We start from the raw sequence: 15136 nt of genomic DNA, 5'->3' as shown, positions 1-15136 counted from the left end.
CGCAAGAAGCCCAACAGAACTGCCTCTTGGCTTCACGCTTCTGGACGATCATCCAAAGCGCTTTTTAATACCATTGGGTGCCTCAGGATATGCACTATTCGAATCAAACCACCTACGTGATCGGCAAGCACCGCCGCATCAGACTACAAAGTGGCATGGGGTGAGCAGAATCAAAATGATTGACGTCGTGGTGAACAATGACTGACGGGACTTTCCAACCGAACTGGGCATCGGCTCCTGGAGAAACAATGCGGGCCATCATCAGCGCTCGGGGCTTGTCATCGGCATATGTTCAAGATTCACTCGCGATACGCGAGGATGAACTAAAAGGTCTTCTTGCGGGAAAACTCCATATCTCCTCAGAATTAGCGAAGCGCCTTGCGGCTGTGATGGGATCGACGCCTCGCTTCTGGCTTGAGCGAGATAAGCAGTATCATGCAAGTCTGAAAGCGATTGAACTTGCCACGCCGGAACTCACGCGCTGGTCTCGTTCCTTTCCGCTAAATCAAATGGTCAAGGCCGGTTGGCTTGTAAGGCCTTCGTCGGGTGAAGTAGCAGAAGAGCTACTTGAGTTTTTCGGTGTTTCAAATTTGACTGAATGGCGGGAAAACTATCAAGCCAGATTGGGGCATACCAAATTCCGAACGTCGGCAAGCTTTGAGAATAGTGTCGGCTCGACAACGGCTTGGATTCGACACGGTGAAATTATTGCAGAAGAGATGAACTGTGGTGCCTTTGACAAAGTCGGCTTCAGAAAGAGCCTACAAGAAATAAAAAACCTTACTCCTGAAAAGAGCCCTCGCCACTTCATTCCGGTTCTACAGCAAGAGTGCGCAAAACACGGTGTTGCAGTTGTTGTCGCTCGTTGCGTGTCAGGGTGCGCGGCCAGTGGAGCAACTCATCTACTCGAAAGCGGTACCGCGCTCCTTTTGTTGAGCGCGAGATTCTTGTCGGATGACCAGTTTTGGTTCTCGTTTTTTCATGAGGCTGGGCATCTTGTTCTGCATACAAATGAAGCTTGCGTGGAAGAAAAAGAAGCTGAATCGTCAGCTATTGAAGAGGAAGCCAACGCGTTTGCTCAGGACGTCATTCTAGATCCGCTCGGTCGCGGTGAATTAATGGCACTCCATCCAAACAAGTTCTCAATAGCTCGCTTTGCCCGCCGTTGTCGCGTATCCGCCGGGCTAATTGTTGGCCAGCTTCAACATAATAAAAAAATTAATCACGGCTCATACAATCTGATGAAGGTTCGCTATTTGGCAGAAGAGCTTAACCTCTAAATGCGATAGGAACAGTGGGACTTTTTTGCCAATTGCATAGACTGTCCTCCATTATCTGTTTGTCAAGGTGGAGATATTCAGAGAGTTGATCTGCAGATGTTTCAAGCTGTTTTCTGGTGATATCCATTTTTTGCGAACCGCCGAAGAGCAGGCTGGCGCCATCAACCGGTCCAGTCGCTGATCCTAAATGCACCGAATCTGGGCGTATATTCGCTAACTTTAGCTTGCCGATCATTGAGAGATAGTCAAATCGTGCCGTCCTCCCGAAAGAGATTACCGCGGTCATCGATTCATAAAGATACCGGAAGCTTTTCTCAGAATCATCGTGAGTGGTTTTAGCAGCAACCTGAAAAAGTTCCTGATGTGAACCGTAACCCATCACCCATATGACATAGCTCTCTATCGCTGCTCCAGTCCCATTTGCTTTCCAAGGATCAAGGCTCTGATACTTACGGTGATTACCAAAAGCACGATGCACAGCTCCGGAACGCAATTCAGTCAAATTCGCATCCAACCAACGACGAAAACCGAAAGCGTCGTTTCTAGTTTCATCCCAAGTCCATCGAGGATACTCGCCTAACCTTCCATACACATCCCTTAATAGCCTATATCCGCTCCTGAGATTCTTGCCGAAGTGAGTAAACAGGAAGACCAACCAGCATGCCTCTTCGAAATTGCCCGCCCGTTTCTCTAATATTGCGGCACGAATAGGATCGAAGAGCTCACTGGCTGGATTCCTTCGTTCGGAAGAAATATCTCGTTTCGCAACTTCTTCGATGAAGCGAATTCTCCTGATGCTCTCGATGACTTGGAAGATAAACGTGTTTAGCGCAGCATCGTCTTCGATGCCAGGAAGCCTTTCGATTTCCTCTGAATACCTTCGCAGATCAGTCGATAGTTGCTTTCCAAGGGCTCTGTCTTCAGTTCTCATGTCATTCATTCGTTGGATTAGTAAAAAGCTGCGTCGGTGTTGGACGCGGCAATTCCGCATCTCGTTTTTCCGCGCTTCGCTGGCGCTTGTCGATATACGGCGCAAAAACCAAATTGCTCATCTTTGCCCGTAAGGTCCTCACTCTTTGTGCTGGAGCTTTATCCCTGTCAGCACGATAGATCTTTAGTAAATATGCCAAATTTTTCCAGTAGTCAGGCAGTGCGGTTGGAGTTTCCGGGTTTAGACCGTTCCGAATTCCCTCCTCTAGTATCAATAACTGCCCGAGATTAGGTCGCTGATCTCCGAGAGGCATGAGAGGCATCGAGGCCTTGCTCTGCCAGCCTTCATCGATGAAGTTTCGTGCTTTTTGTTGATCCTCGTCGTAGAGATGAAGGCTTCCCACAAAATGCTTGTACCTCCCGATCTCAACACCTAACGCACGCCCGACCAATTCCTGAATCATTGTGAATGAAAATATATCCCCCGGCAACCCTTTGAATGCGTCATTGGAACGCATATGTGCGAGCAACTCCAGACGGTCATCATGCAAAAGAAACTGGAGCGTACATGTGCAAGGAACCTCCGCGTGATCCAGATTGCAATCTATGGGTTCGTAGATTGGAATTACGATTCGCCTTGAATTGGGCTTGGCTCGTAGGGCATCAATCACCCAGTCGATCTTCTCTTCGAAACGTGGTCCATAAGCCGCGCGAACAGTCGAAATGCCAGGACCATCTTCGGGATAGTCTGGAATGTAATATTTAATAAAAGCTAGATCGTTACTACCTGACAAATACCAAAGAAGCTCACCTAGAGCGCTGAAAAGCAGGCAGCGAGACTCAGTCCTGCTCATCCGGGCGCGAGGATTGATCAGTTCAAGGAGCGCCCCAGTCTTTTCTAAGTTTGGGCCTCTGGATGCTACCACAGGTCTGCCGGTAGCCAGTAACCGGCGGAATACTTCATGTAATAGATCGTCCAGTGTAGCTGCTACTACTTTCAAGCTGGCCTCAGCATGTTCAGCGGTTTGCAAAGCATTCTACCCACAGTGCGGCGCGACTTCAATCCACTTCTAACCGGACGACTAGCTTCACTCCCATCACCTCAGCCAGCTTATGCAGTGTTCGTAATCGAGGCATAATTTGCCCGCGCTCCAGCCGCGCAATCCCAGTTTGCGTCGTCCCAACCCGCCGAGCCAGCTCAGCCTGCGTCCATCCCAGCCTCTTTCGCCTTTCGCGCAGCTCTCGATACAGCGCGCTGTCAGGAGCTTTGCGCCGCTGCAAGTGCTCCTGCCGCATCTCTTCTATCAGTTGTTCAAAGGCCGCATCCCGCTCATCCCGTTCCTGCTTTGTCATCGTCATCGTGTGTGAACATAACACAACAGCTATAAATTCAACGCAACACGTAAACCTATGCACAAACACCCATAATTCCACGCAAAAACATCACTAACCGAGTTAGTAACTTGCAGGAAGCGTCCCTTGACACAGCCTCTCAGCCCTCATCGCCCAGAAGCAGAATGTTCCACGAGGAGCAATCCGCGATCATGCAGGATGGCGGAAGAAAAATTGCTCCACGTGGAGCAAAACAAAAAGGCGGACTGCTTTCGCAATCCGCCCTCTCTAACTTAGCCAGCGCCACTAACTGCGCCGGTTCCGCTTACTTCTTCTCATCGACGTCCACATACTCGGCGTCGATCACGCCTTCGTCCTTCTTCGCTTCCGCCTGCGGCTCCGTACCCTGGCCCGTCACATTGGACGGAGCCGGACCAGCAGCGTTGGCCTTATACAGCACCTCGGCCATCTTGTGGCTCGCAGCAGTCAGTTTCTCCTGTGCAGTCTTCAGCTCCGCAGCACTCGCTCCGCTCTCCAGAGTCTTGCGTGCATCGGCCAGTGCGGACTCCACTTCAGCGCGCTCCGGTCCCTGCACTTTGTCGCCGGACTCCTTCAGCATCTTGTCGATGTTGTAGGTCAGCGAGTCCAGTCCGTTGCGGGCTTCGATCTGCTCGCGCTGCTCCTTATCCTCAGCCGCGTGCGCATCGGCTTCCTTGGCCATTCGCTCCACTTCCTCTTTGCTCAGACCTGAGCTGGAGGTAATGGTGATGCGCTGATCCTTGCCGGTTGCCGTGTCCTTGGCGTTCACGTTCAGAATGCCGTTGGCGTCGATGTCGAAAGTGACCTCGATCTGCGGCACGCCACGTGGAGCAGGCGGAATGCCGGCCAGCTTGAACTTGCCCAGCGTCCGGTTCTGCCCAGCCATCGGGCGCTCGCCTTGCAGCACGTGTACTTCTACTTCGGTCTGGTTGTCGGCCGCGGTGGAGAACGTTTCCGACTTTTTGGTCGGGATTGTGGTGTTGCGCGGGATCATGGCTGTGGCCACGCCGCCCAGGGTTTCTATTGACAGCGTCAACGGAGTTACGTCGAGCAGTAGCAGATCTTTTACGTCACCTGCTAGCACGCCAGCCTGTACTGCTGCGCCAATCGCGACAACTTCGTCGGGATTTACGCCGCGGTGAGGCTCTTTGCCGAAAAGCTGCTTTACCAGCTCTTGAATTCGCGGCATACGTGTCTGGCCACCGACGAGGATGACCTCGTCAATGTCCTTCGCTGCGACACCGGCGTCTGAGAGAGCCTTTTTCGTGGGCTCAAGGGAGCGCTCCAGCAGGTCTTCGACGAGCTGCTCAAGCTTGGCGCGGGTCAGCTTGCGGACCAGGTGCTTCGGCCCGCTGGCATTTGCCGTGATGAAGGGCAGATTGATCTCGGTCTCGATGGTGGTCGAGAGCTCGATCTTGGCTTTTTCCGCTGCGTCCTTGAGGCGCTGCAGAGCCATTTCATTGCCCTTGGAGCTCAAGTCGAGGCCTTCCTCGGCTTTGAACTCGGAGATCAGCCAATCGACGATGCGCTGATCGAGGTTGTCGCCGCCGAGGTGCGTGTCGCCGTTGGTGGACTTAACTTCGATGACGCCTTCGCCGACTTCGAGGATGGAGATATCGAAGGTGCCGCCGCCGAAGTCGTATACGGCGATGGTTTCGTCCTTCTTCTTGTCGAGGCCGTAGGCGAGCGCGGCAGCCGTGGGCTCGTTGACGATGCGCTTGACCTCAAGGCCGGCAATTTTGCCAGCGTCCTTGGTGGCCTGGCGCTGTGCGTCATTGAAGTAGGCCGGAACGGTGATGACGGCTTCGGTAACGGTCTCGCCGAGGTAGGCTTCTGCGGCCTTCTTGAGCTTCTGAAGGATCATGGCCGAGATCTCGGGCGGGGTGTAGTCCTTGCCCTGAGCTTCGACGACGATGTGGTCGCCGGCCTGCTTGACCTTATAGGGGACCATCTTCATTTCGTCGTTGACTTCATTGAAGCGGCGGCCCATGAAGCGTTTGATGGAGTAAATGGTGTTTTCGGGGTTGGTGATGGCCTGACGCTTGGCGACCTGGCCGACCAGCCGCTCGCCGTTTTTGGTAAAAGCGACGATGGAGGGGGTAGTACGCGCACCCTCTTCATTTGGAATGACTTTAGGCTCGCCACCTTCGAGGACGGCGACGCAAGAATTGGTGGTGCCGAGGTCGATACCGATGATTTTTGCCATGTTGGGGGTTACCTGCCTGTAGATTTCGAACTTTTTATACGGTTCCAGTGTTATAGATGAGTGAGTTGTTGTCAAGGATGCTTTAGTTTATTTCGATCATAGGAGGGTCTGGCGAACCGTTTTGGGAGGGATTTTGGGGTGAGGGGGTGATTCCCCGGTCTCAAGGGCTAGACCGGGGGCACCCGTGAGCAGTGGAGGAGCTGGTTATCAACCGGATTAGAGGCGTTTCTCTGGGACTGAAGCCCCATGGATTTGATTGGATTTAACGGCACGGCTGAAGCCGTGCTCTTTCAAGTGACGCACCCTTATTCCCCCAATCTGCCTCACTAAGCGTAAGTTTTGGGGCCAGCGCGAAGTTTCCAAAAATGTGACTTTGGCGGGAACGTGGACTCATTGGTGAACTGAACGGCGTTTATAGGGAGTAATCCGCCAACTGGCTCCAACAAAATCGGGCTTACTGGAAACGTTAGGCTTTCCGTCTATAGACGTGGATCGATGGGCTCACTTTCGAGAGCCAAAACTCCAAACACACATTCGTGAGTCTTCCTGAGTGGCTCACGTCGGACGAAGCGCTCCAGCGCTTCTATACCTAGTGAGAACTCACGGAAAGCGAGAGAGCGTTTAGCTCCGACGGCTCGCGAACGCAGACGTTCAAGATTGCCGGGCAAGAGGTATTCGGGGCCGTATATGATTCCCAGGTATTCCGGGCCACGGCACTTCATCGCGGGCTGCGTGACACCTCGACGGCCCCTACTGATGAAGTCCAAGGGCTTCACCACCATTCCTTCACGACCATGGGAAGTCATTTCAGTCCACCACGCGACAGCATCGTCACAGCTTGCAGTATCGGCCAGATCGACAACCCGATATGGAGTCGTAAGCAGAACCTCAGAGTCCTGCTTGCAGAGATCAGCCAAAGTTTCCATGTGCCATGTGTGCGGCTTATCTGTATGGACAGCGCCTTCGCTTGCCAGCAAATGAAACGGGGCCAGCTTGAGATCAGCTAATCCCTTTACAGGCCAGCAATACTGCCTATATTCGCGGACGTAACTCTTAACCGCTCCAAGCCGGTCTCGCGTTCTTTGCATCAGTGTTTCCAGGCCTGGTATCCGGCCATTGGCTGTTTGCAGAGATTCCACCTCAGCGTGGAGCGTCTTCACACCAGCATTGCCTACTGGAGCGTATTGCTTCTGGAGGAGTTCCTGAGCTTTCGCAGACCAAGGCATGAGTTCACAATCTAGGCAAAGCCAGTCCGTACCCAGGCGGTTCCACAAATCTGCACCTGATGCAGCATCACGCACTCGTTCAAGGAATGCCTTCTCAAGCGCAGCGTCCTCGAAGAACCTACGTCCGGTGCGCGTGTAGACCACACCGAGTGAAGGCTCCACGACACCGAAGCGCTTCAACGACACGCTCTCATCCTTGCAAACCACAACTACCGCGCGGGAGCCCATGTGCTTCTGTTCGCAGACCACCGTGGAAATACCTTCCTTGCGATAGAAAGCGAATGCTTCGTCGGGATGCTCCAAAAGGTCAGTACGCTGGCTTGTCTCAGACGGAGACATGGTGGGTGGTAGGTAGATAAGCCACTTCGGATCGCAGGCGAAACGGCTCATGACTTCGAGAGCTGCAATCGCATTCTCTTCGCGGATCGTAATCTTCGGAAGCAGCCGCGTGTCGATTAGCCGCTTGCCGACAACATCTTCGATATCGAGCACGTCATCATGAATCTGCTGCGTGTCACGTTCCTGTTGTGTTATCTCTGGCAAGAAAGGGCGTGCGGGTTCGTAATACGTCTTATGCGCAGCGACCGAGACAATCTCGCGCTCGGGATAGCGAAAGGCAGTGAGCTTGCCACCAAATACGCATCCGGTATCGATGTTGATCGTGTTGTTGAGTGAGAGCGGCTCCGGCACAGGCGTGTGGCCGTACATGACGAGAGCCTTACCGCGATAGTCCGCGGCCCAGTTGTAACGCACAGGAAGGCCAAACTCATCCGTCTCACCTGTCGTCTCGCCGAAGAGCGCAAACTCACGGACAGCTCCGGAGCCGCGTCCCTGCATGGACTCCTTCAGGCCAGCATGAGCAACCACAAGATTTCCATTGTCAAAGACGTAGTGACTCACCAGGCCATCGAGGAACTTCGAAACGTGGTTCCGAAACTCCTGAGTTTCCCCCTCAAGCTGTTCCATCGTTTCAGCCAGGCCGTGAGTACGCTTCACATCCCTACCGCGTAGTGCGCGAACGAGCTTGATGTCATGGTTTCCGGGCACACAGAATGCTTGGTCCCATTCAACCATTGCAGACACGAGCCGGAGAACCTGCACCGTGCCAGGCCCACGGTCAACGAGGTCGCCTACGAAGACGAGCTTGCGTCCAGCAGGAGATGTAACCGCGTATGTTTCATTCGTCGCAGTGACCTCGTATCCCAACTTCGACATCAGTTCTACGAGTTCGTCAAAGCAGCCATGTACATCGCCGATGATGTCGAAAGGTCCATTCTCGCTCTTCTTGTTGTTCCAAAGAAGATGGCGATCCATCGTGACAGAATCGACTTCTTCCGGCGAGGACAGCTTGAAAATGTGCCGAATACCTTCACGCTCCAATCCCCGCATAGACTTGCGCAGTTGTTGGAGCTGATTGTGGATGACGTGAGGCCCGAACTGTCGATCCGGGCGAATCTTGTTCCAATCCTGGCAGAGCCGTTCCGGGAGATCAAAAACAATTGCTTCCGCAAAGACATGAAACTCCTTCGCCAATGCAATTAGAGATTTTCGAGCTTCCGGCTGAACGTTCGTCGCATCCACGACAACGAGCTTGCCGCGAGCCAGCCGCTTCCTCACCAACGTGTGCAGTACATCAAACGCATCGCTTGTCGCTGACTGATCGTTTTCATCGTCAGAGATAAGGGCTCTGCAGAAATCCGACGAGATGACCTCTGTTGGAAGAAAGTGCTTTCGCGCGAATGTGGATTTGCCCGATCCTGACGGCCCGACCAGGAGGACGAGTGATAGTTCTGGGATGCTGATGTTCACTGCGTTACCTCCTTTCTCGCGAATACTGCCATCTGAGTCGGTGCTCCGTATTGCTCCTCGACAGGGCCGACAAGTTCGAAGCGTACTTGATATCCAAACCGCTCCGCCAAAGGGTTTGCCCAATCCTCAAACTGCTTCCGTGACCATTCAAAGCGATGATCGTCGTGCCGGAATTCGCCAGCGTGGAGCTTTTCAAATACGGCGTTGTACTCGGCGTTTGGGGTTGTGAGCACCACATGCTGTGGACGCGCAAATTCAAACACGATCCGCTCGAAGGTCGCCAACCTTGCAGCATCAAGATGCTCGATGACTTCGACAATGGCAGCAACGTCAAAGCCACTTAGTCGCTTATCTCTGTACGTGAGTGAACCCTGAATCAAATCGATGCGTTGGCGCTGACGTTCCGGCATACCGTCAAGACGAAGAAGCTCTTTGGCTCTTTCGAGTGAGCGGTACGAGACATCCATACCAAGGATGAACTCGATTTGAGGCTCAGCCAAAAGAAGACGGAGAAGTTTGCCCTCACCGCAGCCCAGGTCAAGCACTCGTTTTGCGCCGGTAGCTTTCACCGTAGCCGCTACGACTTCCAATCGCTCCGAATGGAGTGAACGCTTTGGTGTCATGTCATTAGCTGTAGCGTTCTCCGTTTCCGAAAGCTGTTCGACCGGAGTGTCCGACGCCATAAGGCGATCGAGCGCTTCGCGCGCCAAGGAGCGCTGGCGCTTGAGATAGCGCGAGACGATCAAGTCTTTTTCCGGGTGGGCTCCTAGCCATCCTTCTCCTTTTCGCAGGAGCTTGTCGATTTCATCGCCAGCGACCCAATAGTGCTTTTCGTTGTCAAGAACCGGAATCAGCACATATAGGTGGGTCAAAAGATCTTGCAGGCGTTTTTCACCTGCGATAGTTAGCGAGACGTAGGGAGACTCTCCCCATTCGGGAAACTCTGCGTCCAGCTTTCCGCCGGTCAATGTCACTTCGTATCCCAGCGGCTCGAACAATCTGCGCACCAGATCATGCCCGCCTCGTGCTGCAAGCACAGGGAGGCTTACAGACAGAGGAATTACGGAGTCGGCAAGCTCTTGCCGCTCCTTGCTTCGTCCCGTCATCGCTGTATTGAAGACGCGACCAATTGCCACGCTAAGGAACGAATTGGCGGCATAAGGCCGGTCGTTCACGTATTGCTCTAATTGCCCTCCGTCCCCGGAAGGCCCACGACCGCGCACCAGGCCGACAGGATCGATTTCCAGCAGCAATGCCGCCGTACACTTCTCAGAAGACGCTTCGGGATAGAAAACCGTCGCCGTACCAAAAGACACGTCTTCCGTCTGAACTCGCGCGGGATTCTTGTGGAGCAGGTAACCCAAGTCTGAAGCGGGTTGATGTGTCGTGGAAATCGTCAGGAGCATTCATTTGCAAGTTTACGTGAATTGACTGGCACATCTGGTCGCTCAGCAGATCTCGGGAAGTCGGCTTATCGGAAATGATGATTGATTCCGCGTGAAGGCCGTACATGCGTCCCCGGGCGTCTAAGTTTCGCGCGTGAAACCAAGAACCAAATTCGCGCGCAGCGCGAACCGCAGTCCATTCCCTTGGTCCGTCGCCAGCCACTCCAAAATCGGCCCCGTACTCGACCGTGGGCTGCCGCGATAATCAGCTTGAGCAAAGACCGGGCGCTTCGCACTGAAGAGCCAACAATCGCGGCGCCGAGTACAACGTTCGAACCAGAAATTCAGCTCCGTTCTCATATCTTTACGTCGCTACTTAACAAATCTTTACACCGCTTGATCAATCTTTATCGCACTCGTCCTCAGCCGCTGTTCGACTGAGATCACCCGATAATGGACAGCTATCCCCGCACGCCGAGCCGCTCGACGCCATCTTCGAACACCTCGGCAAGGATGGCGCCCGTCATCAGGAGGCCGCACATATCTAAAAATCATTGCTGCACAGCATTAAGCATCAGATCCCGCGTCACAGGAGACGTCATGACCCTCGACACAACACAATCACTCAGCCCAGCAAAGCGGCCCGCGAAGACCCTGATCATCTTGGCCTCACTCCACTTCCTCTTCTTCTTCGCCAGCCTGATTGCCATTCCTATCCTCGCTCCGGGGTCGAGAATTCCCAACCCCTTCGACAACAACGCAGAGATGCACACGTTTTTTCAAACTGCATCCGCGGCAATTCGGGTAAGCGACTTCCTGCAACTCGCGTCCGCATTATGTCTCGCCGCTCTCAGCCCTCTTCTCAGCGATGTCTTCGCACAGTCGGATCGGCGAAGTTCCTCATGGCTCACACTCGCCGGAGGCCTTGGCGCCGCGATCATGCTCGCGCTCTCAGCGCTCTTCTCATGGTCGATCGTGTCGCCGGGTGCTACCGATCTCGGCCCCGCCCTCCACTCATTTCAGTTCATTCCTTTTCTGCTCGGCGGACCGGCATGGGCCGGATTCTTCGCCCTCTTTCTCGCAGGAATCTCGATCGGCGCTCACAACCTTTTGCCACGTAGCCTCCAGCGCGCGGGCCTGTTTCTAAGCTTCGTCTCGGCGCTAGCCACACCGGTACTGCTGAGCATCATCTTCGCTCCCTGCCTGCCCATCGCTCGCTTTCTTGGTTTCATCTGGTTGATCGCCGTCTCTATCTACCTCGTGCGCCGCCCCGCGCGAGCATAGTTGTGCGAACCGCCAGTTACTCCCCATCCCCTCAACAAGAGATGCCCCATTCATTCCGCTCAGCCATCAGCCGGAAGTCAGGAAAACCGCATCCCAACCGATAGAGAATCTGTTCTTGACGCCAACATCGATTTCCCCTACGCTGTTAGGTAAATATGCCGGAATCGGTTGGCCAGTTCGAGCAGATCATCCTCACCGCGATCCTGAGTCTTCGTGATGAGGCCTATGGCGTCACCATCCACGAAAAAGCCGCTGAGCTTGCCGAGCCCAAAAAGATCTCGCCGGGCGCCGTTTACGTCACACTTGACCGCCTTGAAGACAAAGGTCTGATTTCGTCGCGGCTTTCCGACCCAACTCCCGAGAGGGGGGGCCGCTCGAAACGCTACTACCGTTTGGAGGCGTTGGGCGAGCAAGCGCTTGAAGAATCTGCTGCTACAGCCAGGCGAGTCTGGGAGGCGGTCGAGGAGATTTGGGGCGGCATTGCTGGTGGCGTGCGGAGGCGCCCGAAATGGAATCCCAGCCGCCCAAAATAGCCGAGCTCTTCGTGTATTGGCTTGTGCCGCCCGCCTGCCGGGAAGAGGTTCTTGGCGATATGCGGGAACGATATCACGGCCCGGCTCAATATCTCGTAGAAGCTGCATCTACGGTTCCCTCCGTCATCTATAGCCGGATTCGGCGTACAACGGACGCGGTCATCGCCCTGATGGAAGCGGTTTCCATATTTACGGCATACGCAATGGCCGCGTGGTGGTTGAATCGTCCGATGCTGATTCGCGAATATGGCTTCGCGCGGCTTGCAATTCCATCCGCAATCTTTCTGGCAGCAATCATCCTCGCCGATGCTTACAGCGACCCCAGAAAGCATTCGCCGCTCAAACCGCTTTTAGGTCCAACAATAGGATTTGCTCTCACCTATGTCCTGGAATTGAATCGCGGATGGGCACTCCCTTTGCCGATTCTGGCCTGGGGAGGCGCATTTAGCGTCCTGATCGTGTCCACAATCCGGCTGGCGTTTCCCCCACTCGCCGAACGGCCCCAGATAGCCAGCATTCCCGCGTTCTGGCAAAAGCTGGAATTATTGCCGCCTTCCTTCAGCCTCAAAGTCATTCTGCTGCCGTGCCTGATCCTTCTGGTGATTATCCTGCACCTGCTGACAACGCTGATAAGCCATTCTTGAACGTGGCTGGACTGCCACCATGCGCCGCATGGAAACCAATGCTGCAGGGTCCTCCATCCTTTTCGCGCACTTGGCGAAAAGGATGGGAACCACAATTGCCATCCCACAGCAACGAGAACCACCTTCGCGCGTAGCGCGAACCGCAGGCTATTCCCTGATCCCTGATCCCTGATCCCTGTCTCTAAGCCACTCCAAAATCGGCCCCCAATATTCCATCGTCGGCCTCCGAAACGGCTCATTGTGCCCCTGCCCTGGAATCACCAGAAACTCCGCGCAATCCCCGCACAACGCATGCAGTTCCTCGCCCAACTCCACGGGGAACATCCGGTCCTTCTCCCCATGCACCACCAGCACCGGCACACGGCAATCCCGCAGCGACTCCTCCGCCTTCCATATCGGAGGCACCAAATGCCCCCACCGCTTCGGCACCAGAAAACTGCAAGCCGCCTCCCGAAAAGACGGAAATCCCGCACAAAGCACCAACCGGTTCGCCGCCATCCGGCCCATCGCAGCTGCCGCAACTCCGGTGCCGAGCGAAAACCCCAGCACCGCCACCGGCTTCCCCTCCGCCAGTTCCTGCAGATGAGCAAACGCCGCTACGGCATCATCCTCAAACTGCGCCGCCCCCACATGCCCCCGGCTGCGTCCATACCCCGAGTAATCAAACACCAGCGAAGCGCACCCATGCGCCGCCAGCAGCCGCTGCACCGGCAGCCACCCATCCACAATCTCACCAATGCCATGGCAGATCAGCAGCACCGTGTCGACTGGTCTCAGCGCTGGCTCCACATAGGCCGCATCCAGCACGCTCGCGTCTGTCGTAATGCGCTGCCGCGAGACCCGAATATCCTTCATCTCCAGCCGCGCCAGACGCCAAGCATGCGCAATCAACCGGTCATGCAGAGTCGTCGCGCGGCTTGCAGCCGTAATCGCTGCGGCAAACGTGAAGCGATCGATCCTCTCCCACTCTCGCCGCTTCTCTGTGCTTCCCTCAATCAACGAATTCCTACCATTCCCCGCGTCGAATCGATCAGCTTCTGCGGGTCATAACCCACGCCCTTCTTGAACACAATCTCCGTCTTCTCGATCGCGCTCACGTCCTTGCCAAGATCACCGTTTATCACTACAAGATCCGCCTGCTTCCCCGCCGCAATCGAACCAATCTCCTTGTCGCGACCCAGGTACTTAGCCCCATTCAGCGTCGCAATCTCAATCGCTTCGGTAGGGCTGAATCCAGCCTCGACCAATAATTCCAGATTACGCTGATCGCCAAACCCGGGCAGCACCGCCCCATATCCCGTCGGATCGCAACCAGCCATCAACACTCCGCCCGCCGCTACAAACGCCCGCTCAAAGGCCATCTCCTTCTTCAGCGCAGGCTCCCACAGCGATTTCCCGGCAGTCGCGGCCACCGCCGCACGCCGCTCCAGCACGCTCGCCCAAGCTTCTGGCATCATCGATTCATGTTCGCGCTCCAGAAAGCGCAACGGTGGTCTGTTCGGCGCAAAACTCTCAAAAATCGCCAGCGTCGACGTAATCGCCACATGATGTTCCACCAGATCGCGGATCACCTTCTGCGCCTCCGGTCCATTCACATCGATCTTGTTGGCAAAGTTCTCGAGACCGGCACGGCCACTCACGCAAACCCCAAGCGTATGCCCCGGCGTAAAGTCCGAATCTTCCACCCACCCATGCTCCAGGTTGTCGATCCCCATCTCCGCAGCCTCGGTAAACGACACCGAGCACAGATGCCCTGTCACCTTGATCCCGCGCGCATGCGCCGCCTCAATCGCCGCCTTCAGCGCCTCCGGCTTCACATACATGTACGCTTTAAATGAAGTAACACCCTGGTCAGCCCAGTAGTTCACCGTCTGCCGCGCATCCGCCGCATCCTTCAGCCGCACCATCTGCGGCGAAAACGTCCCAGGCCCATCCAGATACGGTCCAGTAATATCCAGATCCGGACCCGGCTCCTGCCCCGCATCAATACTTTTCTTCACCTGCAGATCGGTATACGGCTCCATGCTGCCGGTCGTGCGCCCAGTCGTCACCCCACCCGCCAGATACAGCCGCGGAGCCGTCTGCGCCGACTCACCTACAACAAACTCCTGCAAATCATCGTTCTCAGGCTCGGTATAGAACAGATGCTCATGCATCCCCACCAGCCCCGGAATCACCGTCCGCCCATGCAGATCCAGCACCTTCGCACCCGCGGGAATCTGCGCCCCATCCGCCGCCCCCACATACGCAATCTTTTCGTGATCCACCACCACCGTCTGATCCTCTACCGGAGCAGCCCCAGTCCCATCGATCACTTCCACATGCGTCAACGCGACAACAGGCTCTGAAACCGCAATATACGGCGCCAGCGGATCTTTATTCTGTTGTGCAATCAGGGCAATCGGCGAGAACAAAACCAGAGCGGCGGCAAGACGATGAGCAGGCATGCCAGCACCATACACCAGCCA

12 protein-coding genes are annotated in these 15136 nt (G+C 55.1%); 4 read left to right on the top strand and 8 right to left on the bottom strand.

Annotated elements, in window-relative coordinates; all coding sequences use genetic code 11:
* Nucleotides 1-248: 248 nt before the first annotated feature.
* Nucleotides 249-1280 (top strand): ImmA/IrrE family metallo-endopeptidase, encoded by a 1032-nt coding sequence (locus OHL22_RS09220; protein WP_263335909.1) that lies wholly within the window; start codon nucleotides 249-251, stop codon nucleotides 1278-1280.
* Here OHL22_RS09220 and OHL22_RS09215 read toward each other — a convergent pair.
* The 6 genes from OHL22_RS09215 to OHL22_RS09190 all read right to left on the bottom strand — a co-directional run bounded on the left by OHL22_RS09215 (nucleotide 1270) and on the right by OHL22_RS09190 (nucleotide 10228).
* Nucleotides 1270-2211, bottom strand: coding sequence for an alpha-glutamyl/putrescinyl thymine pyrophosphorylase clade 3 protein (locus OHL22_RS09215; protein WP_263335906.1), 942 nt, complete (start codon nucleotides 2209-2211; stop codon nucleotides 1270-1272). The two genes, OHL22_RS09220 and OHL22_RS09215, sit on opposite strands and share 11 nt — an antisense overlap.
* A gap of 1 nt (nucleotide 2212) precedes the next feature.
* A complete protein-coding gene (locus OHL22_RS09210; protein ID WP_263335902.1) occupies nucleotides 2213-3211 on the bottom strand; it encodes a thymidylate synthase in 999 nt (332 codons plus the stop codon).
* A gap of 58 nt (nucleotides 3212-3269) precedes the next feature.
* Nucleotides 3270-3563 carry a helix-turn-helix domain-containing protein gene (locus tag OHL22_RS09205; protein ID WP_263335900.1) on the bottom strand — a complete coding sequence of 98 codons (294 nt, stop codon included), beginning with the start codon at nucleotides 3561-3563 and terminating at the stop codon, nucleotides 3270-3272.
* A 304-nt stretch (nucleotides 3564-3867) separates the two neighbouring features.
* The gene (dnaK, locus tag OHL22_RS09200) at nucleotides 3868-5787 is read right to left on the bottom strand and encodes a molecular chaperone DnaK (RefSeq protein WP_263335896.1); all 1920 of its coding nucleotides are present in this window, start codon (nucleotides 5785-5787) and stop codon (nucleotides 3868-3870) included.
* A gap of 479 nt (nucleotides 5788-6266) precedes the next feature.
* Entirely contained in the window at nucleotides 6267-8822 is a 2556-nt protein-coding gene (locus OHL22_RS09195; protein WP_263335893.1) for a polynucleotide kinase-phosphatase, read from the bottom strand.
* Nucleotides 8819-10228, bottom strand: a complete 1410-nt coding sequence (locus OHL22_RS09190) for a 3' terminal RNA ribose 2'-O-methyltransferase Hen1 (protein ID WP_263335890.1) — start codon at nucleotides 10226-10228, stop codon at nucleotides 8819-8821. The genes OHL22_RS09195 and OHL22_RS09190 overlap by 4 nt, the downstream gene beginning before the upstream one ends.
* A 579-nt stretch (nucleotides 10229-10807) precedes the next feature.
* On the opposite strand from OHL22_RS09190, the gene OHL22_RS09185 reads away from it, so the two are divergent.
* The 3 genes from OHL22_RS09185 (at nucleotide 10808) to OHL22_RS09175 (ending at nucleotide 12668) form a co-directional block, all read left to right on the top strand.
* Nucleotides 10808-11491 carry a hypothetical protein gene (locus OHL22_RS09185; protein ID WP_263335888.1) on the top strand — a complete coding sequence of 228 codons (684 nt, stop codon included), beginning with the start codon at nucleotides 10808-10810 and terminating at the stop codon, nucleotides 11489-11491.
* A gap of 155 nt (nucleotides 11492-11646) precedes the next feature.
* Entirely contained in the window at nucleotides 11647-12024 is a 378-nt protein-coding gene (locus OHL22_RS09180) for a PadR family transcriptional regulator (RefSeq protein ID WP_263335880.1), read from the top strand.
* On the top strand, nucleotides 12000-12668 hold the full coding sequence (locus OHL22_RS09175) for a hypothetical protein (RefSeq protein ID WP_263335878.1): 669 nt from the start codon (nucleotides 12000-12002) through the stop codon (nucleotides 12666-12668). The genes OHL22_RS09180 and OHL22_RS09175 overlap by 25 nt, the downstream gene beginning before the upstream one ends.
* Before the next feature lie 147 nt (nucleotides 12669-12815).
* Here the strand turns inward: OHL22_RS09175 and OHL22_RS09170 are convergent, their stop codons facing one another.
* Nucleotides 12816-13667 (bottom strand): alpha/beta hydrolase, encoded by an 852-nt coding sequence (locus tag OHL22_RS09170; protein ID WP_263335875.1) that lies wholly within the window; start codon nucleotides 13665-13667, stop codon nucleotides 12816-12818.
* Nucleotides 13664-15115, bottom strand: coding sequence for an amidohydrolase family protein (locus tag OHL22_RS09165; protein ID WP_263335871.1), 1452 nt, complete (start codon nucleotides 15113-15115; stop codon nucleotides 13664-13666). Before OHL22_RS09165 ends, OHL22_RS09170 begins: the two co-directional genes overlap by 4 nt.
* Nucleotides 15116-15136: the final 21 nt, after the last annotated feature.

This window comes from Acidicapsa dinghuensis (assembly GCF_025685685.1).
Classification (GTDB): domain Bacteria; phylum Acidobacteriota; class Terriglobia; order Terriglobales; family Acidobacteriaceae; genus Acidicapsa; species Acidicapsa dinghuensis.
This window is presented reverse-complemented; position numbering and strand designations above follow the sequence as displayed.